Annotated in this window: 21 protein-coding genes; 11 read left to right on the top strand and 10 right to left on the bottom strand. The window is 51.5% G+C overall.

The window, feature by feature from the left end; genetic code table 11:
• Positions 1-8 precede the first annotated feature (8 nt).
• The gene (locus ACFQ88_RS26200; RefSeq protein WP_379458636.1) at positions 9-956 is read left to right on the top strand and encodes an aldose 1-epimerase; all 948 of its coding nucleotides are present in this window, start codon (positions 9-11) and stop codon (positions 954-956) included.
• Positions 957-1,038: 82 nt separating this feature from the next.
• On the opposite strand, the gene ACFQ88_RS26195 is transcribed toward ACFQ88_RS26200, so the two are convergent.
• On the bottom strand, positions 1,039-1,935 hold the full coding sequence (locus tag ACFQ88_RS26195; RefSeq protein ID WP_379458634.1) for a phytanoyl-CoA dioxygenase family protein: 897 nt from the start codon (positions 1,933-1,935) through the stop codon (positions 1,039-1,041).
• 236 nt (positions 1,936-2,171) lie between these two features.
• Here ACFQ88_RS26195 and ACFQ88_RS26190 point away from each other — a divergent pair, with 236 nt between their 5' ends.
• Positions 2,172-3,062, top strand: coding sequence for an AraC family transcriptional regulator (locus ACFQ88_RS26190; RefSeq protein WP_239628783.1), 891 nt, complete (start codon positions 2,172-2,174; stop codon positions 3,060-3,062).
• A 14-nt stretch (positions 3,063-3,076) separates the two neighbouring features.
• Here the strand turns inward: ACFQ88_RS26190 and ACFQ88_RS26185 are convergent, their stop codons facing one another.
• The gene (locus tag ACFQ88_RS26185; RefSeq protein ID WP_379458632.1) at positions 3,077-4,393 is read right to left on the bottom strand and encodes an ABC transporter substrate-binding protein; all 1,317 of its coding nucleotides are present in this window, start codon (positions 4,391-4,393) and stop codon (positions 3,077-3,079) included.
• 183 nt (positions 4,394-4,576) lie between these two features.
• On the opposite strand from ACFQ88_RS26185, the gene ACFQ88_RS26180 reads away from it, so the two are divergent.
• The gene (locus ACFQ88_RS26180; protein WP_379458630.1) at positions 4,577-5,362 is read left to right on the top strand and encodes an AraC family transcriptional regulator; all 786 of its coding nucleotides are present in this window, start codon (positions 4,577-4,579) and stop codon (positions 5,360-5,362) included.
• Positions 5,363-5,455: 93 nt separating this feature from the next.
• On the opposite strand, the gene ACFQ88_RS26175 is transcribed toward ACFQ88_RS26180, so the two are convergent.
• A complete protein-coding gene (locus tag ACFQ88_RS26175) occupies positions 5,456-6,286 on the bottom strand; it encodes an alkaline phosphatase family protein (protein WP_379458628.1) in 831 nt (276 codons plus the stop codon).
• Between the two features lie 254 nt (positions 6,287-6,540).
• Between ACFQ88_RS26175 and ACFQ88_RS26170 the strand changes: the two genes are divergently transcribed.
• On the top strand, positions 6,541-7,398 hold the full coding sequence (locus tag ACFQ88_RS26170) for a helix-turn-helix domain-containing protein (RefSeq protein ID WP_379458626.1): 858 nt from the start codon (positions 6,541-6,543) through the stop codon (positions 7,396-7,398).
• A gap of 150 nt (positions 7,399-7,548) precedes the next feature.
• On the opposite strand, the gene ACFQ88_RS26165 is transcribed toward ACFQ88_RS26170, so the two are convergent.
• Together ACFQ88_RS26165 and ACFQ88_RS26160 are read right to left on the bottom strand one after the other, a co-directional pair.
• Entirely contained in the window at positions 7,549-8,799 is a 1,251-nt protein-coding gene (locus tag ACFQ88_RS26165; RefSeq protein ID WP_379458624.1) for a hypothetical protein, read from the bottom strand.
• Positions 8,800-9,000: 201 nt separating this feature from the next.
• The gene (locus ACFQ88_RS26160) at positions 9,001-9,477 is read right to left on the bottom strand and encodes a hypothetical protein (RefSeq protein WP_379458622.1); all 477 of its coding nucleotides are present in this window, start codon (positions 9,475-9,477) and stop codon (positions 9,001-9,003) included.
• Positions 9,478-9,657: 180 nt separating this feature from the next.
• Between ACFQ88_RS26160 and ACFQ88_RS26155 the strand changes: the two genes are divergently transcribed.
• Positions 9,658-9,885 (top strand): alpha/beta-type small acid-soluble spore protein, encoded by a 228-nt coding sequence (locus ACFQ88_RS26155; protein WP_239628808.1) that lies wholly within the window; start codon positions 9,658-9,660, stop codon positions 9,883-9,885.
• 191 nt (positions 9,886-10,076) lie between these two features.
• Here ACFQ88_RS26155 and ACFQ88_RS26150 read toward each other — a convergent pair whose 3' ends face one another.
• Positions 10,077-10,457: an O-methyltransferase gene (locus tag ACFQ88_RS26150; RefSeq protein ID WP_239628810.1), complete on the bottom strand. Its 381-nt coding sequence runs from the start codon at positions 10,455-10,457 to the stop codon at positions 10,077-10,079.
• 211 nt (positions 10,458-10,668) lie between these two features.
• Positions 10,669-11,061, bottom strand: coding sequence for a VOC family protein (locus ACFQ88_RS26145; RefSeq protein ID WP_379458619.1), 393 nt, complete (start codon positions 11,059-11,061; stop codon positions 10,669-10,671).
• A gap of 207 nt (positions 11,062-11,268) precedes the next feature.
• Between ACFQ88_RS26145 and ACFQ88_RS26140 the strand changes: the two genes are divergently transcribed.
• The gene (locus tag ACFQ88_RS26140; RefSeq protein ID WP_379458617.1) at positions 11,269-12,528 is read left to right on the top strand and encodes a methyl-accepting chemotaxis protein; all 1,260 of its coding nucleotides are present in this window, start codon (positions 11,269-11,271) and stop codon (positions 12,526-12,528) included.
• 313 nt (positions 12,529-12,841) lie between these two features.
• On the opposite strand, the gene ACFQ88_RS26135 is transcribed toward ACFQ88_RS26140, so the two are convergent.
• Positions 12,842-14,629: a M3 family oligoendopeptidase gene (locus ACFQ88_RS26135; protein WP_379458615.1), complete on the bottom strand. Its 1,788-nt coding sequence runs from the start codon at positions 14,627-14,629 to the stop codon at positions 12,842-12,844.
• 157 nt (positions 14,630-14,786) lie between these two features.
• Between ACFQ88_RS26135 and ACFQ88_RS26130 the strand changes: the two genes are divergently transcribed.
• The 3 genes from ACFQ88_RS26130 to ACFQ88_RS26120 are packed head-to-tail and all read left to right on the top strand — an operon-like array spanning position 14,787 to position 16,358.
• Positions 14,787-14,966, top strand: a complete 180-nt coding sequence (locus ACFQ88_RS26130) for a YycC family protein (RefSeq protein WP_239628816.1) — start codon at positions 14,787-14,789, stop codon at positions 14,964-14,966.
• 3 nt (positions 14,967-14,969) lie between these two features.
• Positions 14,970-15,209 (top strand): hypothetical protein, encoded by a 240-nt coding sequence (locus ACFQ88_RS26125; protein ID WP_239628818.1) that lies wholly within the window; start codon positions 14,970-14,972, stop codon positions 15,207-15,209.
• A gap of 54 nt (positions 15,210-15,263) precedes the next feature.
• Complete coding sequence (locus tag ACFQ88_RS26120) at positions 15,264-16,358, top strand: GGDEF domain-containing protein (protein ID WP_379458612.1); 1,095 nt, start codon at positions 15,264-15,266, stop codon at positions 16,356-16,358.
• Between the two features lie 52 nt (positions 16,359-16,410).
• On the opposite strand, the gene ACFQ88_RS26115 is transcribed toward ACFQ88_RS26120, so the two are convergent.
• Together ACFQ88_RS26115 and ACFQ88_RS26110 are read right to left on the bottom strand one after the other, a co-directional pair.
• Entirely contained in the window at positions 16,411-17,112 is a 702-nt protein-coding gene (locus tag ACFQ88_RS26115; protein ID WP_379458610.1) for a DUF2225 domain-containing protein, read from the bottom strand.
• 18 nt (positions 17,113-17,130) lie between these two features.
• Positions 17,131-17,526, bottom strand: coding sequence for a globin domain-containing protein (locus tag ACFQ88_RS26110; protein ID WP_239628826.1), 396 nt, complete (start codon positions 17,524-17,526; stop codon positions 17,131-17,133).
• Positions 17,527-17,970: 444 nt separating this feature from the next.
• Here ACFQ88_RS26110 and ylbJ point away from each other — a divergent pair, with 444 nt between their 5' ends.
• Together ylbJ and glgP are read left to right on the top strand one after the other, a co-directional pair.
• Complete coding sequence (ylbJ, locus tag ACFQ88_RS26105; protein ID WP_379458607.1) at positions 17,971-19,218, top strand: sporulation integral membrane protein YlbJ; 1,248 nt, start codon at positions 17,971-17,973, stop codon at positions 19,216-19,218.
• A gap of 50 nt (positions 19,219-19,268) precedes the next feature.
• A complete protein-coding gene (gene glgP, locus ACFQ88_RS26100) occupies positions 19,269-21,830 on the top strand; it encodes an alpha-glucan family phosphorylase (RefSeq protein WP_379458605.1) in 2,562 nt (853 codons plus the stop codon).
• The last annotated feature ends 67 nt before the right edge of the window (positions 21,831-21,897 follow it).

Raw genomic sequence — 21,897 nt, 5'->3', positions numbered from 1 at the left:
TTTTTCTTATGATCAAGCAAATCGACTGGCAAGGCACTCCCGCTTATACATTGGAGAATGACAAACTGATCGTCTCCATCTGTCCTGCGATCGGCAACAACGTTTATAGCATTTGGGACAAAACGCTCCAGCGCGAAATGCTGCGAGTTCCTGCAGCTCCATCGGATTTGGCGGAACAGCCGGTTCAGTACGGCACGCCGATCCTGATGCCGCCGAACCGGATTCGGGAAGGACGCTTCCAATTCGACGGAAGGTCGTACCAGTTCGACATTAACCATGCGACCGGCAATCACATTCACGGCATGCTAAGAAGCCAGTCCTGGACAGTCGTCGCTTCCGGCGAACGGGACGGCAAGCTGTTCATCACCTCCTCGATCCGTCTGGCCCATGATGCGAATGTACAGCGGCAATACCCGCATGCGCTGGAGCTTGAGCTCACGTATGTCCTGGAAGGCAGCCGCTTGAGCCACAAGCTGAAGGTCGCGAACAATGGAACGACTGCCGCTCCGTTCGGCTACGGGCTGCACACCTGGTTTCTATTGGACGGCGAGCCGGAAAGCTGGAAGCTGCAGCTCCCTGTCAGCTCGATCTGGGAGCTTGACGAGCTGAACGTTCCGACGGGGGACCTCGTTCCGCTTGGAACGTATGACGCGCTCCTTGAAGGCGATGTGCTGAAAGGACACAACATGGATACCGTGTTCCAAATCGGGGATCATCCGTGTATTGCCGTTCTGTCCAAAGATACGGTGGAAATCCGTTATAGCGGATCCGATTTGTTCAAGCAGTGGGTTATTTTCACCAAAGGCGAAGCTCATGATTTCATCTGCCTCGAGCCTTACACTTGGGTGACCAACGCGCCGAACATCGATCTTCCTGCCGAAGTTACCGGATTGCGCGGTATTGAACCAGGCGAATCGCTGGAGCTCGAAGTCACGCTGGAAGTCGTGTACAAGTAAGGGATCACAAATATAAAAAGGGATTGTTCACTCAGCACGAATTGCTCGAGTCGAGAGAACGATCCCTTTTTTTCATTTCAGCTTACAGATTCCACTCCCGTCTTGCTTCCTCCATCGTTTTCATTTGCCCCTTGCCCCAGGCGTAATGGCCCTTCGGCTGCTTGCCCACCCAGCGCTCATCGATCGGCTCGCTCTTCAGCTGATACCTTGTATCGGCGCTAAGCCGGAACCGGTTCGTCATGTTGTCCGTCGAGCCATGCAGCAAATACATGCCGAAGATCATCACGTCTCCTGCAGAGAACGAGGTTGTGGCCCATTGGCCGCCGAATCGGTCCACCATCTCGATCGGATCCGTCGAGAACCAACCGTTCTCGTGCTGATCGCGGTCTACATCCACTTGACCGTACGTCTGCTTCATTTGCTCGAAGCGATGCGATCCGAGACATACCGTCAACGTTCCCTGCTCAATCGGTATATCGCCGAGCGGCGTCCACATCGTGTACACCTGCTTCGTCCCCCGCCCCATATAGACGATATCGTAATGCGCGCCCGTATTTCCTCCCTGCCCTACCGCACGCGGCCATTTATAGTCATAGGTCATGCTCTCTCCGCCGAGCAGTCGATCGAAAAATTCCATCACTGCTTGCCCTGTTACAAGCTCGTAAAACGGCCTCATATCTTCGTCATCCGGCTGGGCCGGACCGCCGAACATGGTTCCTTTCGCGCCTTCCGCGATGACCCCTTCCTCCAAAGGATAGCTATGGTCGAGCCGCGCCTGCTTGTCGAGCTTTCGCAGTAGGCCCGTTCGCGCCTCCAGCACCTTCTTCCGGTCGTGAAACCCGCGGATCAACAAATAACCGTCATCCTCCAGCCGTTTGCGCAATGCCGCCGTATCATGCAAAATAGCGTTCGAATCCTGCAGCTCGGTTAAATAGCGGCTGCCCATCTCCAATGAAACCTTGCCCATTTGAATGCTCATGCTCTTGCCTCCCCGAACGGTTTGGAATGCTTCACTAAGATGCCGGCGCCATCAGCCGTTGTTCGTCCCAGCCTCAAGCTCCCAAGCATATCTTGAGTTCAGCTTACCATCGGGCGCATACGTTCACCATGGCTAATCGTCTTTACAATTTGCATCCTTGTAGAGTAATGTTTAAGTCAAAGAGCCCTATCATGATCGTTTCATGCAAATCCCTTAATTGATAAGGAGCCACTTCTATGGAGCATCGATTCACCTTACCCAAGCTGTACAGCGCCATTCAAGTGCCGGGGATGGAATACGCGCTCCGGCCTGCAGGATGGTCCTATCCGAATCACCGCCATCCTTACTTCGAGTTTATTTACTGCGTTCAAGGGGAAATTGAGCAGTGGGTGGACGGTCAGATGGTGCTGCTGCAGCCTGGCGAAGCCGTTATTATTCCATCCGATTCCTATCACTCGACGAGCACTTCCATCGACAGCAGCTACTTCGACTTTCATTTTCATGTGGAGGCCGATGAGATCAATCTTGTTTTTCAGCTGTCCCGCCATACGCTGCTTCGTTCTTCCGATGATTTTGCTATGGAGGACTGGGTGAAGCAGTTTTTGACCCGTTTTGGCGAGCCGCTGTCCATGATGTCGATTCAGCCGAATGAACGGACTCACGATGTGTCCGGGTCCATAAGGCAGTCGGTTATTTTGCTGCAGATTCATTCGACCATCGTGCAGTTCATCAGCATGATCGCCTCTCATATTCTTAGTGCCGGCAACGATTGGCTTCTATCTGCCAGCGTCAAGCCGTCCCAGATCAAGCTGGCGAGGGAAGCCGCCTATCTTATGGAGCAGCAGCCTGAGAAGGCTCCCTCCATATCCGAACTGTCGCGGCAGCTGAATGTTCACCGCACCTATTTGCATTCCTGCTTCAAGCATGTATACGGTTTGTCGCCTTCCGCTTATTGGCAGCGTAAAAGAATCAACGAAGCCCGGCAGCTGCTGCAAAAAACAAGCCTGAGCATCGAGGAAATCGGCAGCAGGCTCCACTTCTCGTCAACGAGTCATTTCAGCCGTACGTTCCGGTCGATGTCAGGCATGTCTCCCCAGCAATTCCGGACTCATAATAGAAGAGCCTAGCGGACGACTGCGAATTATTGCTTGCTTATTTCAAGAATATGCATGTTCCCCTTTTCTTCCGCTTCCCGCAGCACGGTGTTGATATCCTTGTTCTCGGTTACCATTGCTTTGGCCGCTTCCTTCAAGAACGAATACATTTTCGTATCATACCGGGTCGCCTCCGGCAGCGGAGCCGGTTTCACCGCGAAAATACCCGCTAGATTTTTCCCTTCATACAGCTTCGTTTCGCTTGCAAATTGCTTTTTCAAGTTCTGGTCCTTTAGAATCGTCAGCCTAATTCCCTTGTTCATCGATTTCTGGACTTCCTCGTTGATCAGCGTTTGGATAGCTGCGAAGGCCGCATCTTTGTTAGAGCTCGTCGGTGTGATCATCGCCATGTGGAAATCGATCTCCCGGCCAAGCCCCCGCTTATCGTCAAAAGAAGGGAAAGAAACGACATCCCAGTTAAAATCTTTGCCCGCTTCTTTCAATTGCGGCAGACGTGTCGTCAAGTTCGCAATCCAATACGGGTACATCGCCAGCTTTTGATCCTTCAGGAAGTAATCGATCCCGTACGTGTATTTCTTATTGCCGTCGACAATTCCCGGAATCGTATACAGCTGGTCGTACAACCCGAACACCTTTTTATATGGATCGCCGGTCAGTGCGGCTTTTTCCTGTTTATCGTCGACCACGGGCAAGGAGTAGGCTCTGCTCAGCACCTGAGGATCTCCTATATCCAATCCGATATACTGGGTTCCCTGATCCATTCGCGTCACTTTGCGCGCCAGCTCCATCACTTCGTTCCAAGTCATTTTATCCTTCGGATACGGTACGGCGAATTTATCGAAAATATCTTTGTTATAAGCCATAACTCCATAGTTCATTGCGTACGGGATGCCGTAAATTTCACCGTTCTTCCCAAATTTCTTAAGCAGGTTGACCGCCTCCGGCTCCAAGGCATTCATGTCGATGTTCTGCCGCTTGATCCGGTCGTTCAGATCGATCCCCAAATTTTGCTGAAGCAGGTCATGCAAGTAGTAATTGCTTGTCAAAATAACATCCGGAAGCTGATTTGCGGTGATGAGCTTGTCCAGGGATGTTCCGGAAACATACTGAACTTCAATGTTCGGATATTTCGCTTTGACCGGTTTAGCGACTAGCGCATCCAGATCGGCTTGACTTAAAATTCCAGCATTATGGTTATAAAAAGTTAAAGTAACCGGCTCATTATTATACACATTTTCGTTATTGGGTGCTGAGGAGGTCTCCTTGCCTCCGCATCCGGTCAGCAGCAGTAAAGCCGACAGAACGACTCCGATACCGCTTTGAAATCCTTTATGAATACTCATTTTCACCCCTCCAATTGCTTGCAAATCAAGGACTTGTACCCTTTTCTCACTGAACAGGCAAGTTTGCCACTTGTAAAATGTCATCCGGTGACGTAATAATCCTAACGCAGATTGCCTAAGAAATGAATGAGCAATATAATTAAAACATAAACTATTCTGCTATTCCTGATAACGGGTGATTCGATGGAAAAAAGCATACTCCTATGCGGCTATTCATACCATCTTCAGAAGCTGCGAAGAGGAAACAAGAAGGTAGGATTAGGAAGCTATCTGCTTCGGTTGCAAACTCATGGAAGCTGTATCGTAACTATGGAAGGAAAGGACCTTGTCATCGAACCCGGCGATTTGATCATGCTGAGGCCGGGCAGCTCGTATGAAATGAGGATAGAAGGAGTGACCGGCAGCGGAGACTATTATTTATTTTGCCAAGGAGCCTGGATGGACGAATGGTGGAGCCGGTACGAGAAGCCGAGTCTATCCCGCATCAAGCTCGGAGAATCGATCTTGCATCCATGGAGACAGATTATTAAGGAATCGCGCCGGTTAAATGAAGAAAACAGGGAATTAACGGATTATTTGCTGCGGGTGTTATGCTTGTCGCTGGACAGGGCTGTTACCGATACGACGGCTTCTTACAGCCGATCCATGACCGCCATCCGCATGAAGCAGTTCATTGAGGAGCATGCTCACCAGCCATTCAAGGTGGAGGATGTGGCGAAGCATGTACAGCTGAGCATTTCGCGTGCGTCACATTTTTTCAAGGAGTGCTACGGGAAGACGATCATAGAGTACGCATTGGAATTTCGCCTTTCCATTGCCGTAGAGCGAATGCGGCACACGAATATATCAATGGAGCTTATAGCGGAGAGCTGCGGCTTTGGGAGCTATACGTATTTCCACCGCGTGTTCCGGCACAAATTCGGCATTCCCCCTTCCCATTTCCGCAAGCTGGAAAGATCGTTCCGCTGACATGAGGCTCCAATAATGAAAAAGGGATCTCCGGAAGGAGGCTTCTTCCGCTCTCCAACCCGCAATCCCACAAGAATACACTCACTGGCCTACTTAAGAAAATAGCCCCTCCGGCACCTTTGCATCCCACCGTTCCGGCTGCTTCAACCCCAGAGCGCGGCATACTACCGCGGCCGTATCGATCAAACCCAGCGCCTCGGGTACGTCGGAGCCAACGGCGATGCCAGGGCCGGAGCACATCCAGAATACCGTCTTATCGAGCGGATGGTCGCTGCCGTGCCCTTTGGGATTGTCTCCTCCTCCGCCATGGTCCGTCGTCAGGATGATCAGGCTATCGTCCGCCCAGCCGGCATCCTTCACTGCCTGGAGAATGATCCCGCTCCAGCGGTCGGTCTCGGTAATGGCCTGCAAGTAATCCGCAGTCCCGTAGCCATACTTATGCCCGGCCGCATCCGGATAATCGAATTGGACGAACAGCACATACAAGTCCGGGTTGCTCCGGATATATTCTGCGCAAGCTACCGCGAGCTCCGCATCCGGCATGGATACTTTATGCACGCCTATCCCGTCTTCGACAATGCCGTCCATGATCGGCTTCCAGCATGTAAATGCAGCCAGCTTCCGATCCGGATGCGCTTCATGCGCCACGCGAAAAAAGGACGGATACGGCGAATCGCCGGGATACGTATGTCTTGCCGCCCTCTCGTTGTCCAATCCGTGCTTCTCCGGCCCTACCCCGTGCAGCAAAGCGCCCCAGCACTCAGCGCTGATCGTCGGCGACACGGTCTGTGCGGACATGGTAGAAGCCCCTTTGGCCATCCATTCGTCCAAATGAGGCGTCGGAGTATGCTGCACGAAGCTGCCTGCGCCGTCCCAGCCGATCACTATGACCCGATTGATTGTATTGCTCTGTGAAGCCTTCATCATCATCTCTCCCAGCCCGATAATTTTCGTTATGAGAACTTGTTACCTAATGTTCATTGTAGGGGGATTTTCGAATTAGTCAATACAAAATGCAATTAAATACAACCAATAACAACAAAATCAACATACTGCATCGGATTTGCATCATTCCTTCACCAAGGTAAACGGATTCAAGACGACCGTTTTATTTTGAATCATTTGCTTTGTTTTTGGATTCATTATAAACTACAGGAAAAAGGTGGGAAATGACGGAAATGGCTAGCTTTTTGCACGATACTGCTGTAGAGAATTCGACCACGATTCCCGGAATTTTGCTCTCCGATTTTTACACAAGATCCCATGGCTATATGGTCAAGCGCTCCAAGGGAACCCAGGACTTCTATTTAACGTACACCGTCTCGGGCAAAGGTTTGTTCCACAATGGCAAAGAAGCGCTGGAATGCTCGGAGGGGGAAGTGACCATCATTACTCCCGGAACCCCGCACTACTATGCTACCAGCGAGCGGCACATATGGAGGTTCTACTGGTGCCATTTCGTCCCGCGCGAGGATTGGGCCCCGCTGCTGCTGCTTCCCGATGGCGTACAAGGCATCAAGTGGCTGCGGATCGATAGTGCTGCGATGAACTCGCGGGTAAGCTCGGCGTTTGCCCAGCTGCTCCAGTACAATCTTGAATCCGGTCCGTTCTCGGAGCGGCTTGCGTCCAATGCCTTGGAAGAGGTGCTGCTCCTTATCGCCAGCAGCCATGCGGCAGAAATCCAGAACATCGACCCCCGGATCCAGGAGGCTCTCAACCTGATCTCCAACCGGTACCATCAGCCGTTCACCGTCGCATCGTTGGCCGCCCAAGTTAATTTATCACCTTCCCGGTTCGCCCATTTGTTCAAGCTGCAAACCGGTGAATCGGTCATGGATATGCTCATTAAAGTCCGGTTAAGACATGCCAAAAAAAGGCTGGAGTACACCTCCTTGTCCATCGCGGAAATCGCCGCAGAGGTCGGATTCAACAACCCGTTCTACTTCACCCGCCAGTTCGCTTCCTTTTACGGCTGTCCTCCGGCTGCCTTCCGAAGAAGCCTGCAATCCTCTCACGCCGGGAAAACACCCCAATAGCAGCAGCGGCCTTTATAAGCCTGCCTAACGAGCACAGCTTTCGGCTTCGAAGTCACGCAAGACCTTTTCTTCACTGGGAAACGCGATTTGTAATATCAAAAAAAGCCTCCCGGCAAGCTTATAAAAGCTTCTCAGGAGGCTATCGGCATATTAAATTTGTCCGCCCGGATACAAAGTCGAGCTGTACAGTCTTTTCGTTTGCGGCAGCGCCTTTCCAGCCGGCTTCTTCGTTAAATCCGCGGGACGCGAGGAGTAAATGTACGCGTACTCGCTGTTATAAATAATCACCTGCTCGTGCCCCTCACCAAGTAAGTCCGCATGCACGACATAGCCGTCTACCGGAAACTCGACGACTGCATTCATCTCGCCGTCATACAAGGTAGGGTTAATGCCTCCCCCTCGGCGATAGGCCAATATGTAGTCGAGAGGCGACTCGTCCCAGCCGCTCATCGTCTCGATGATGGTGAGCCAGCCTTTGCTCGTCCGGTTCTCTTTCCATACTTCCTTGCCTTGGGCATCAAGCAGGAACATCCCGTCCTTACCGTTCTCGTTGCCTCGGACGATACGGTCCAGTCCGGCGATTTGCAGACCCGGCATATCGCCGCGGAATTTACCCAGCGCGACATGCTGGGATTCGATGGAATCCTCATAGCGCCACAGCTCATTGCCGTGCCGGTCGTACATCACGGTTACGCTGCCGCCGATCACCAGCTCCGGAACGCCGTCCCCGTTGACGTCTCCGACCCAAATACAGTCGGCGTGATCGTCCAGGTCTCGGCACGACCATACGATACGGCCGTCCGCGTCAAGGAAATCGTAGCCGGCCATCACTTCGTCACGGCCATCCCCGTCGAAATCATACACCCACGGGAAGTGACCCAAGTTGCCTTCATGCTTCCACAGCAGATTGAAATCCTTGTCCAGCGCCCACATCCGCTTGTAGCGGTCCTTCAATATAATGTCCTGCGGAATTGCATTTCCACTTAGATTGGCTATAATGATGCAGTCATGGGCTAGCGGATCAGGCAGCTCGTAATTCGCCTTCACAGAACCGGTCGAACCGTCCAAGATGTAGAATCGCTTCTCCATTACGCACAGCACTTCCATCCTGCCGTCGCCATCGATATCGCATATTTGCGCGGGGTAGTCGGATCCCGGCCCGCCCGGGTTTTCGCTCGGCTCCCCTACTTGCCACAGAACGTTGCCGAGCAGGTCCATCGCTGTCAGACATTGAACTTGATGCGGCACATAGCGGTCGTCGATGCCACCGTCAGGCTGGACCAGCAGCAGCTCCATCCGTCCGTCGCCGTTCAGATCTCCTACGAGTACTTTATTGCGCAGTCCTGCCGCCTGAATATCGATTTGTCCCAATAAGACAGGCTGTGATACGGCCGTTGACATGTTGATTCCTCCTAAGAGTTTTGCGTTAGCAAAACTTGCTTCGTAAGCGTTACTGAGTTTTCGTTAGAAAACTTTCTTCGTAAGCGCTGCTCAAGCTTTACGCTTTTGCCAAAATAACACGAATTCGCAGGAGGAACCATACACGATGCTGCTCTTTTCCTTTGATATTCTGCTTTTTTTATAAGCAGACCCGCGGTCGCTTCACCCTTTTGCAAGCAGCTCTTTCACTACCTTGACCGTGTCCGAGAAATAAGGCCGGTAGTCCAGGCCTTCAATGAATTCAACATACTGCTGCGCGACAGCATGGACTTGCTCTCGGTATACAGCCACCGGCACCTGGTAGGTGCCAAGCTCCCTCGCCTCTCCCTGCTCCCTTTCTTCCAGCTCGGTTAATTGGAGCATACCGGGTTCATCGTGCCTGACGCGGAATGAATACCCTCTGCATTCGGGATCGCCGCATCCGCAGCAAAAGAAAGGCATTCGCTGCCATTCCTTGGCGTCCGCCCAACGATGGGGCTCCACATCGTGCCTAATGCTGTACAGCATGGCAGGAAGCCCTACATCTATGCATAAAGGCTCATCGATCACCACCTCACCATCGAGCTCCAGTCTGACGTCGGCGTGTATAATTTGCAGGTCCGAATCCCAGGACCATCCTTTGCAGATTAGTTCGAACATAAAGCGACTCTCCCCTCTAACAACCGATATAACGTATTTGGTCTTTTCATTATAGGAAATGACATGAGGCTTGTATAGAACCCGTTTCCGGATCGAAATCCATGGTTATAATTTCCAGTTTTCTTCATGCGTATAATTTCATTTTTGGTACATACTACCTTATGAACGGAGGTGACTACAATGGCACAAGGACAATCCCGCAGCAGTAACCAACTGGTTGTACCTCAAGCTAACCAAGCTTTGGATCAGCTGAAATATGAGGTAGCACAAGAGCTGGGCATTCAAATCCCGCAAGACGGTTACTATGGCTTCATGGCAACTCGTGATACAGGTGCAATCGGGGGCCACATCACTCGTCGTCTGGTTCAAATCGCTGAGCAACAATTGGCAGGCAAGTTTACAAGATAATGATTCACTTCTATACTTAACCGAGGGGCGGTTCTTTCGAGAGCCGCTCCTTTTTCATCTATACAAAAAGCCCCGCCAACCAATAGGTCAGCAGGGAACCGATTCTCCAATATTAGTTTAAAATAGAAATGAAAATATAAGGACACAACAATATAAAGAACCGGCTTACATTGTAAGTCTTGTGAGCTGCATTAAATCTTTCTCTTTTTGTCGGTATCGGCAACAATGCTTGCCATGTTGTAGTTCGATTCAAACGCCACGCTTGTGCACAAAGTGTTCTTCCTCATAGCAAATTCAAACAAAATTTCTCCATGCGTCCACCGCTTCAGCTTTAACGATTCTACAGCGGTTTGCCGGAAAGACTGGACATGCAGCTCGGATAACCCCGGGCCCATCAGTTGTATTTCGCCCCCTCTGCTTTCGACTGGGAACGCTCTGACCCCGAACTTTCCAATCACATTATTGCGGATTTGCACGAAAACCGTCCCTGAGGTCAGTTGAGCCAGCTCATCCTTAATTTCGCGAAATACAAAGTCCAGCTGCCTGGCCAAAGGCACATTTTCCAAAATCATCAACATCCTCCTGTCTAGTTCTTTTATAGGTAATATTATGCATTTCTAGTGCTGTAGCCCCATTATATGTAAATACAATCCGTATTTCAACAATAAATTACATTTTGCAGGAAACTTCCTATTTTTCACCATTTTCCTACAAAAATAGACAACTTCCTCAAGGAAGCTGCCCATTATAATCCCATCCCGTACGGGGTGTCTCGTATTTTATTTACGCTTCGTCAAGAACCTCCGCGTTAAATTCAATGACGTTTCTGTCCGGGTCGAGCACGTAAATTTGCGGGAAGCCCGCTTTCGCATGAGGTCTTGCCTCATATGGTACTCCCTGCTCATCCAACCATTTTCTTGCAGCCTTGTAGCTCGATACACGCACGGCAAAATGACCGTCCCGAGTATGGATTTCTCCCTGCCGCAGCGTCTCCCCTTCATGGACAATCAGATGAAGCTGCTGTCCCGTATTCCCTACGGCATACCACGCTCCCGCGAAATCGAACGGCGGACGCTCAATCTCCTTCAGCCCAATGACGTTCTCATAAAAAAGCTTGGATCGCTCCAAATCGCGTACGCAAATACTGACGTGGTGAATTCCTTCGATGGGTAACATCGTCTATCTCTCCTGTCATGTTAATTTTATTTCGAAGCACGACTTAAGGATCACGTGCATTCCGCGCCTCCGTCCAGCTAGTACTTATGACCCGATATGAACTGCCAAGCAATGGGAGATCAGGATAAATACTATAGACCATGGTACTATTGGATGATATAATTTTCCATAGTAAGAAATTAACAATCATGTAAAGGGGATTTGCTGATGAATTGGGTCCAGGGCTTGTCGTTTAAAAGAAAATTGCAGTTTGGCTGCTACACGCTAGTAGCTGTTTATTCCATTGCACTTCTCCTTTTGATTCTCCAGAACTCCATCCATGTTGTATTGGGATCCGTGTTTCTGGTCGTGATGATCGGACTCAGCTTTCCTTTTGTAAGCTGGTTTGAGAGAGCGCTTACAGAGCCTATCAGCGACATTTCCCGAGCGGCCCTGAACATCTCCAAGGGAGACTTTTCGCAAAAGGTCATCGTCCAATCGAACGACGCTCTGGGTGAGCTCGGCAATGCTTTCAACAAAATGACGGACAAGCTTCGCGAAATTTTGCAGGATTCCGGCAATATGTCGAAACATGTATTCGACTCCAGCCGAGATATTTACTATAAAAACGAAGGCTTGAAAAGTGTATTGGACCAAGTCGCCATATCGTCGAACGAGCTTGCGGCCGGAGCAAACCAAATATCCGAAGAGCTCGCGGCCATCTCCATCGCCACCAAGGATATCGAGCAAAAAGTGACCGCCTATACCGCGTCGACCAAGGAGATGGACTCCCGTTCCGGCCAAATGATCGCACTGGTGGAAAAAGGACTGCAAGCCGTCGAAACGCAAGGCGACGGCATGAAGCGCAACGTCGAGTCGACCGCCAACGTCTCGCAAACGATCGATCGGCTGGCTCAGCAGGCGAACGGCATTTCCCAGATCACGCGGTCGATATCCGACATTGCTGAGCAGACGAATCTTCTCTCGCTGAACGCCTCGATTGAAGCAGCCCGGGCGGGAGAGCACGGCAAAGGCTTTGCCGTCGTTGCCCAGGAGGTGCGCAAGCTGGCTGAAGAATCCACCACTTCTACCAAGGAAGTGTTTCTCCTCGTCCGCAATATCGAGGAAGGGATCCGCGAAGCGCTGACCCACATTACCGAGAATGAGCAAATCGTACATAAGCAAACGCAATTGATCCATGAGACGGAATCGGTATTCGCCGAAATCGTCACGAGCGTCAAATTCATTTCCGAGCAGATCACTTCCTTCGCCCGGGAAAGCGAGTATATGCTCGACAGCGCGCAGCGCATCTCGGCGACGATGGAGAGCATTTCCGCCATCACCCAGCAGTCGGCTGCAGGCACTCAGGAAGTATCCGCTTCGATGAACGAGCAGATCACCGCGGTGCAGGCGATTGTTGCGCAGTCCGAAGAGATGACCAAACTCGCTACGAAGCTTCAGCAGATGATGCAGCTGTTTAAATTGTAGGGGGAAATGGGCGCGGCTGCAACGGATGAAAACATGGACTTCGCAGGAAGGGATATACCTCCGGTCCCTGTTGAAATCGTGTTCCTTTAATTAGACTAAAGCTGTGGGAACACGATTTCAAAGGGGACGCGTAAACTCTCCGGTACATTCCCTTACCCGCTGACGCTTGTTTTCTAAATACAAAGCCGCGCCCATTTCTTTGGGCTAGGAAGATCGGGGGCTTGGAATCAGCCCCCGGCTTAGTTGGAAAAGCCCGGGGCTAATGATCAGCCCCAGGACATGGAAGGAGGCTGCGCCTGCAGCCTCCTTTGGTTTACTCCGTCAAGCTCATGAAAGCTTTGACGTCCTCAACGGACAAATCCATAGCCTGCTGCCAGAAGTCCGGCTTGCGCAGGTCGACGCCCAAATGCTTCTGGGCGAGCTCCTCTACGGTCATGCTGCCCGTGTCTCGCAGCATGGCGATATATTTATCCTCGAACGCGGCGCCTTGCCGCAGCGCCTCGGCATAAATGCCGGCGCTGAACATGTAGCCGAACGTGTACGGGAAGTTGTAGAACGGCACCTCCGTAATATAGAAGTGCAGCTTCGACGCCCAGAAATGCGGATGATATTCCGCCAGCGCATCGCGGTAGCCTTCCTTCTGTGCTTCCACCATCAGCTCGTTTAACCGCTCGACGCTCACGATGCCTTTGACCCGCTCTTCGTAGAACCGCGTTTCGAACAGGAAGCGCGCGTGAATGTTCATGTAGAAAGCGACCGAACGCTGGATTTTGTCCTCCAGCAGCGTTAGCCGTTCCTCTTCCGTAGCCGCCCCTTTGACCGCTGCGTCGGCAACGACCATCTCGGCGAACGTGGAGGCCGTCTCCGCGACGTTCATCGCGTAATCCTGCGCCAGCGCCGGCAGATCGTTCATCACGTGCTGATGGTAGCCGTGACCGAGCTCGTGCGCCAGCGTAGCCACATTGGAGGCTGTGCCGGCGTAGGTCATGAAGATGCGCGTCTCTTTCGCGATCGGGAACGACGTGCAAAAGCCTCCGGGTCTTTTGCCCGGACGATCCTCCGCTTCAATCCAGCCGTTTTCGAAGGCCATGACGGAGAAATCGGCCATTTTCGGGCTGAAGCGGCGGAACTGCTCGACGATCAGCTGCGCGCCCTCGTCGTAGCTGAAATGCTTGCTGCCTTGCCCTACAGGCGCATCGACGTCGTACCAGCTCAGCTTATCAATACCGAGCAGCTTCGCTTTGCGGTTCAAATATTGAACGAAGACGTCTTTGCCCCGTTCAATGACTCCCCACATCGCGTCCAGCGTTTCTTTGGACATCCGGTTAATGGAGAGCGGTTCCTTATGTATCGTATCCCATCCGCGCCGTTCATACAGCTTCAAGCGGAAGCCGGCCAAATGATTCAAAGCGTCGGAGCAATAATCCGCATGCTCGCCCCATTGCTCCTCCCACAGCTTGAACAGCCTTTGGCGTACGGAGCGGTCGGGACTGTGCATCCGGTTGGCCGCCTGCCCTGCCGATAGCTCGCTCGTCTTCCCGTCCTCTTCCCACAATACCTTGAACTTGCTTACGGTGGTGTTGTAAGCTTCACCCCACCCGTGATAGCCGTCGATCGCGAGGTCGTTGACGAGCGCCTCCTGCTCCGGCGGCAGCTTCTCGGCCGCCTGCTCGCGCCGTTCCGTCAAAGGAAATGCGATTTCGGCAAGCCCGGGACTGGCTGCGAGCTGCTTCCACACCTCATCCGGAATCTCCGTCAGCATCTGATCAAATACGGTCAGAGCCGACGCATAGGAGGCCGATACCGTTTTAATTTTGCCGGCCAAAATGATTGCTTTCTTGTCCGCCTGATTTTCGGCTGCCAGGCATCCTACGAATGAGTCCGCTTCTCTTATTTTCATAGCTATCGACTGAAGCAAATCCAGTGCCGGCTTCAACACGGCGGCATCGGGAGCCTGCGGCGCTTTCAGTTCATTCAGCAATGCAGTGAGCTGCGCTACCTGCTTCTCCAGCGTATCCAAAAAAGCCTGAAACGCCGTAGATGTGCTGCCGCCCGGAAAAAATCGTTCCAGATTCCATGTTTGCTGCAAAGGTGTTTTCATGCAAACATCGCACCTTTCCTAAAAATTAGTTACAATACTATTAAACCATAAATCATGCCCAAGCCAAAATAAGCAACCCACCAAATTTTGGTTGAATTGTTATCACGGGTATGTTTAAATGGTGACTATAGATCTATTGACAGGAGTGGAAGTCAACATGAAACCATTACAGATCTCGCCCGAAACGGCACAAAAGCTCGCTAAACAACTGAACGTTCCGCTGGAGCATCTCATGCACATGCCTCAGCATATTTTAATGCAAAAGCTTGCCGAGCTTGCTAAAAGCGCTTCCAGCAGCGAACAGAAGGAATCCGACGGCACCAAGCAGGAGTCCTGACCGATGATCCCTTTTGAGAACAGTTGGCCTTACGAGCTGATCCAGCAAGATGTATACGTTCATGAATGTCCTTTTTGCAGTGAGTCTAACGTCCTACTCCCTTTGAAAAAGAAAGATATTCCGGGAATCCAGCAAGGCGCCAAGAAGCTGCTTGTATTTCCGTGCTGTCACAACAAAATCACGATTGTAGACGCTGACCGCGATTACTTGCTCGCCAGCCAGCCTATAAGAAACCGCCGCTGACCTAAGGTTAAAAATAAGCAAACGCCGGCTCGGATCAGGAGTGGAACAACGCAAATGTATTATATTTCCTTTACGCACGCCTGCACCTTGATTGCCTTAAGCTATATTGCATTGAAGCTCAAAAACCGGCTGTTTATGGAACGGTATGAAACTCTCAGCGCCTCTCTGTTGACCGGCTTGGCTTGCATCATTATTATGCTTCAACCGTTCCCGACCGATGGATTGGTGACGGATCTTCGATTCGCTCCGATCGTTATGGCCGGTTTGAGGTTCGGTCCGATCGTATCCCTGCTTTCGACCTTGTTGCCGTCCTTCTACATTATACAGATAGGCGAAGTCCACGGGTTCGTCCGGATAGCGCAGGAATTGATTTTGCCTGCAATCGTCAGCTCGCTTTTCCATCGCAAGGAGAATGAGAGCGGCTATGCCATGATACCTTTTATCGACGGGATCAAGGTATGCGTCATGCTGGCTGCCATCCGTTTTATCATCCAAACGTACATGAAGCTGGATTTTTCTTTGCTGGCGATTGCATCCCACTTGATTACGCTCGTTCTGTCTATTCTGGCCGTGCTGGTTCTTATCGTTATGTATAACGACGACAATCGTTCCTGGATACTGCAGCGGCGATTCGAGCTTCAGGCGAATCAGGACGGCCTCACCGGACTGCCGAATTTAAGAAGCTTCATGTCGATCGCCCAGAATACGATTCGGCAGCGGCCGTTGTCCATCATGATGATCGACATTGACAATTTCAAGCATTACAACGATACGTACGGCCATTTGCAAGGAGATTTGCTGCTATGCGAGGTCGGACAGCTGCTCCGGACCACGATCCACGAGTCGGACTATGCAGCCCGCTACGGCGGCGAGGAATTCATCATCATGAGCCACACCGTCGATACGGACCGCCTGAAGCAGTATGCCCTGCAGCTCTGCGATACGATAGCAAGGCATCACAGCCAGGTAAGATCGGATTCGGCGGTTATCACGATATCCATTGGCATCTCGGTTGCCTTCGGCTATCAGGACGAGCTGCTTAGGGTTATTTCCGAGGCCGACGAAGCGCTCTATGTATCGAAACGCGAAGGGAAGAACCGGTTTACCATTTACTCCGACGATATCCCTTTTACGGCAAATAACGCATAATGCAGCATTCCGGACGGACTGTGCACTATGCGTTATTTGTTTGGTCACGCATTTATCCTTCTTGAATCATTTCCTCAGGCATATCGATTTTTTCCGAAATCATCTGCTCCCTTGTCGCCGCCCATTGCTCGCGGCAAGCGCGGATCATCGCCGAATCCATAATGCTCTTGTCATTGATAACTCTTCCGAACCATTTGACCGCTTCCTTGTACTGGTTCAGCCTGCGGTGCAATTCCCCCATTAAATACATGAGCCGGGCATTATTCAGATCGGCGCCTTCGGTTTCGAATACGTTAGTGTACGCATCCAGGGCAAACTGTAAAAACCGTCTTTCCTGCTCCGTGTCCTGCTTGTACCTGTACAGCCAGGCAATATGATGCAGAAGTCCGGCGACGACACGCCCTTTTTCATTCTTGATCTGGGCGCACAAGAGCGCAAGCTTGTACGCGTACATCGCATCGTCCCAGCTGCGTTCTCCGCCGTAATCTTTAAACTGCCAGTTCACCGCCACCTTATTATAGAACGCTTCTTTTTGGGCGGGCGTGAAGACATTCGACGTGTTCTCCGTACTTGCGTAGCCGCAATAAGGACAGATTCTGACTACGTAATAATCCGGGTTCGTCTCTTTATAATGAATGCAAAAATCGGTATCCGTATGTGTCGCCTTCTTGAAGCTTGGCCTCACTCTGGATGTTTGAAAAGCGGATTCGCAGCAAGCGCACTCCACCTTTACTTGAAATAAAGGCTCGACCACAAATTCACATCCTTTTAGTTAGGCATTCTTGTTAATAAAATGGTAAGCAGGGCCTTTCAGTCTCTCAAGCACGAACGCTTTCAGCTCCGGCTCCAGCCCTACCTTGTCCAAAGCCTGCCTCATACAGCCTAGCCAAGCCTCAGCCCGCTCCGGAGTAATCTCGAACGGCAAATGCCGGGCCCTCATCATCGGATGGCCGTACAGACTCGAATACAGCGGAGGTCCTCCAAAAAACTGGGTCAGAAATAAATACTGCTTTTCCCTGACCGGATCAATATCTTCTGGGAATAACGGGCCGATAACCGGATTCGCCTGTACCAATGGATAAAATGCATCCACGATCCGGCGGATCGTCTCCGCCCCTCCCAACGCCTCAAACGGCGTGAGCTGCTCAGATTCATGTTTATCGGACATTTACGTTTCCTCGCCTGTTCTATGGAATTGTGCGCTCAACAATAAAAAATCCCCAAAAGTGAAGACAATCTTAGAATCAACAAAAAAGATGCCAATCGATTTCGCGATTAGCATCCAAACCTTAGAAGAAACCGCACTCACTGTACTAGCTTTCCAGATCCTCTTCACCGGAAGTCATCAAGGTTTCCCTAATGACATACACAAACGCACATACGAGAATTCCAGCAATCACAGCCGTCATCCGGATCAACCCCTATTCTCATATTGGTTTGGTACTATTGTACCATAATTATTCAAAACATTCAGCAATTTTACGATAAACTATCATATTTTTCTGACAGTTTGTCCAATGCGGATACAGGCATGTCTCCTACCCCTTGTACATATAAGTAAATGATGGTGTTCTTGAGGATCCGATGGATTCCCTATTAGGAGGATATTGCCATGACGTTCAAGAAATTGTCTCCCTTTTACTTTATCGCCTTGTTGATATTGGGCCTTATGTCCTTGATGCTTGTCTTCCCAGCCGAAGTGTTCCGCGCTTCCATCCGAGGCGTAGGAATCTGGTGGGACGTTTTGTTCCCTGCGCTTTTTCCTTTTTTTGTTATATCGGAGCTAATGCTTGGAGTGGGGATCGTCCATTTCTTCGGAACGCTGCTGGACCCGATGATGCGTCCTGTGTTCCGGATTCCGGGCATTGGAGGGTTTGTCGTAGCGATGGGCTTTGCCTCCGGCTATCCGGTTGGAGCCAAGCTGACGGCCCAGCTCTGGGATCAAAAGCTCGTCAATCGCGAAGAAGGAGAACGGCTCGTTTCGTTCACTACATCCTCCGACCCGATCTTTCTGATCGGAGCGGTGTCCGTCGGTTTTTTCCATGATGCGAGCCTGGCCGGAATTTTGGCGGCAGCCCATTACGGTTCGGCGATGCTGCTTGGCTTGATGATGCGGTATCACGGACGCAAACAGCCTGCTACCCCGGCATTGGCAGCTGATGCGACTTCAGCCGGTCCGGCGGCTTCGATATGGGTACGTGCCTTCGATGCCATGCATGAGGCGCGGATGAAGGACGGGAGAGCTTTGGGAGAAATGCTTCGCATGGCCGTAGCATCGTCACTGCAGCTTATTTTTGTCGTAGGGGGACTGGTTGTCTTCTTCTCCGCCGTCATGGAAGTGCTCACATCCGCGCATATCATGAACATTTTCTACATAGGGATTAATGCGGTGCTTCAGCTGTTTGACGTCCCCGTATCGCTGACCCAGGCGGTAGCGAACGGATTCTTCGAGGTGACTTTGGGGGCCAAGGCTGCCGGAGGAGCCGGCTCGCAAATTCCGCTTGTATATAAAGTGGCGATAGCCGCGTTTGTTCTTTCCTGGGCCGGCTTGTCGGTCCACGCACAGGTAGTCAGTCTGCTCCACCGTACCAATTTGCGTTATATTCCGTTTATCACGGCACGCTTACTTCATGGGCTTATGGCCTTTGCCGCCGTATTTGTGTTATGGGAGCCACTGCAGCCGTATCGCGGCACCGTAGCCGCTTTTATCCCTGCCATTGATGTGGAATCACCGCTGACAACGTTATGGCGTTATTCGCTGCCTTGGGGAATTACAGCTTTCAGTTCCGTTATTGTTGTACTGATCTTGTTATTCCTCCTGCATTTCGTGGTTAAACAATGTATGAAGCGGTTTGTATAACAAGATAATAAGACCGTCAAACGACGTACGAAGCGAAGGTTGGTGATGGCATGAATACGAAATTTCCTTATGCGTTCCTGAAGCTGCCGCTGGAAATAGAACGATTGCCGGAATTGGCTTATAATTTATGGTTTAGCTGGAACGACGACGCGCTGGATCTGTTCGCCCGGATCGACAGGGAGCGTTGGGATCAAATTCTGCACAATCCCGTACGCCTTCTGTTGGAAACCGACCCTGCGGTATGGGAATCCATGAGCCGGGACGAAGACTTCATTCAGCATTATCAACGCGTAATGAAGCATTGGGACGCCTACAATAACGAAGCCACCTGGTTCCAGAAGACGTATCCGGACCATCTCCAGCATACAATCGCCTACTTCTCCGCAGAATTCGGCTTTCATGAATCGCTGCCGATGTATTCGGGCGGACTCGGGATTCTTGCCGGTGACCATTGCAAATCGGCAAGCGATTTGGGCATTCCGCTCGTAGGGATCGGGCTGCTGTACAAGAAAGGCTATTTCAATCAGAAAATCAATGCAGAAGGCTGGCAGCATGCGGAGGCGATGAGCTACGATTTCTCAAGGCTCCCTATTTTACAGGTCGTCACGGACCAAGGAGACCCGCTAATCGTTGACGTCCCGATGGCCGACCGCACCGTCAAGCTGAATCTATGGCAGGTTCTCATAGGACGCAACAAGCTCTACTTGCTCGACGCTGACCATGAAGCCAACAGCTCCTGGGACCGGGAGCTTACGGCTCAGCTGTACGGAGGCAATCAGGATATTCGGATCGCTCAGGAAATTTTGCTCGGAGTCGGAGGCGTCCGCGCTCTGCGTGCGCTTGAGCTGCCTACAGCCGTTTATCATATCAATGAAGGGCATGCCGCCTTCCAGGGGATAGAACGCATTCGCGAGCAGCTGGAGAGCGGAGTACCGTTTCACGTAGCGGTGGAAGTGATCCGGGCGAGCTCCGTCTTTACTACCCATACTCCCGTCCCTGCCGGTCATGACGCGTTTCCCCCTTCCATGGTGGAGTATTACTTCAGCTCGATGTTCTCCAAATGGAAGGAGCATAAGCAAGCGTGGATGAAGCTCGGTCTGGACAACGCCAAGCCGCTGTTCAACATGACGCATCTCGCGCTGAATACGGCTGCGCTGCGCAATGGGGTTAGCAAGCTGCACGGCCGGGTTTCACGCAATATGTTCCGCTCCTTCCACGGCAGCATTGACGAAAAGGAAGTTCCGATCAGCCATATTACGAACGGCGTTCATATGAAATCATGGCTCGCTCCCGAGCTGAAGGAGCTGTTCGACCGCTTTTTGCCCGGAACCTGGGTCAGCAATCAGACCAACAGCGACCTGTGGCGCGCGATCGATATTATACCGCCGGAATCTTTGTGGGAGGTTCACATGCAGCTGAAGGAACGGCTGCTTCGCTATGCGAGAGCGAATCTTCGAGAGCAAAGAAGACGCAACGATCTGCCCGCCGAGAAGGTCGAGGAAGTGCGCGGCTTTTTGTCAGCCCGCGCGCTGACTATCGGATTCGCCAGAAGATTCGCGACCTATAAGCGCGCCAATCTGATTTTTAACGATTTGAACCGGCTGGACCGCATTGTTAATAACCCTGACCGGCCTGTACAATTTTTGTTTGCGGGCAAAGCCCACCCTGCCGACCATCCGGGACAGGAAGTAATCCGGGAAATTTACCGGGTATCGCAAATGGACCGTTTTAAAGGCAAAATCGTGCTGCTGGAAAACTACGACATCCATCTGGCGAGGCATCTCGTGCAAGGAGTCGACGTGTGGCTTAACAATCCTCAGAGGCCTTACGAGGCGAGCGGAACGAGCGGCCAAAAAGCCGCAATGAACGGCGCCATCAACTTCAGCGTCCTCGATGGCTGGTGGGAGGAAGGCTTCGACGGCAGTAACGGCTGGAGTATCGATGGAAACAACAATGCCGACAGCAGCACGCAGCATCGGGAAAATACGGAGTCCATTTACCGGAAGCTGGAGCAGGAAATCATCCCTTTGTATTACAATCAGGGCCAGCTGCCGGTGCAATGGGTCTCCCGCATGAAGCGTTCCATCCAATCGTTGACACCCGCCTATAATACGGACCGCATGGTAATGGACTATACGAATCTCACTTACATCCCAACCTTGAGACGCACGCTCTCGTTTATTGCCAATAATTACGATACAGTGACGAAGGTTGCGGATTTCAAGCAGTTTGTACTGTCCAACTGGCATTATGTCCGTATTCTGGAGGTCAATGACGGGGGCAGCGCCGCTTCAGCCGCTAAGACGGGTGCCGCATCCGGCTTGACGGATACCAGACAGCCGCTCAAGGAAGTGAGAGCTACGATCCGGTTTGGTCCCATTTGGTACAAAGATACGGCGGTGGAGCTTATTTACTACGAGGAGCGGAGCGACGGCTGGCATCAGGTCGTCGTTACGATGGAGGCGGTAAAGGAGCTTGAAGACCGGGTCGTCCAGTACCGTGCCCTTGTTCCTTCGCATCTTCGTCATCGGGCACATTTCTCTGTCCGCGTGCATCCGATCAGCTCTAATTTTGCTACATCGTTCGAGCTGCCGCTCGTAACGACCTTGTAAGTTTCGACATTTTTCAACACCAAAGAACAGCCCTTCTCGCTCTCTATCAAAGGCCATTTAGGTCTTT

The organism is Paenibacillus sp. NPDC056579, from assembly GCF_042793215.1.
Taxonomy (GTDB): domain Bacteria; phylum Bacillota; class Bacilli; order Paenibacillales; family NBRC-103111; genus Paenibacillus_S.
The sequence above is the reverse complement of the archived record's forward strand: the minus strand, read 5'-3'. Positions and strand labels throughout refer to the sequence as shown.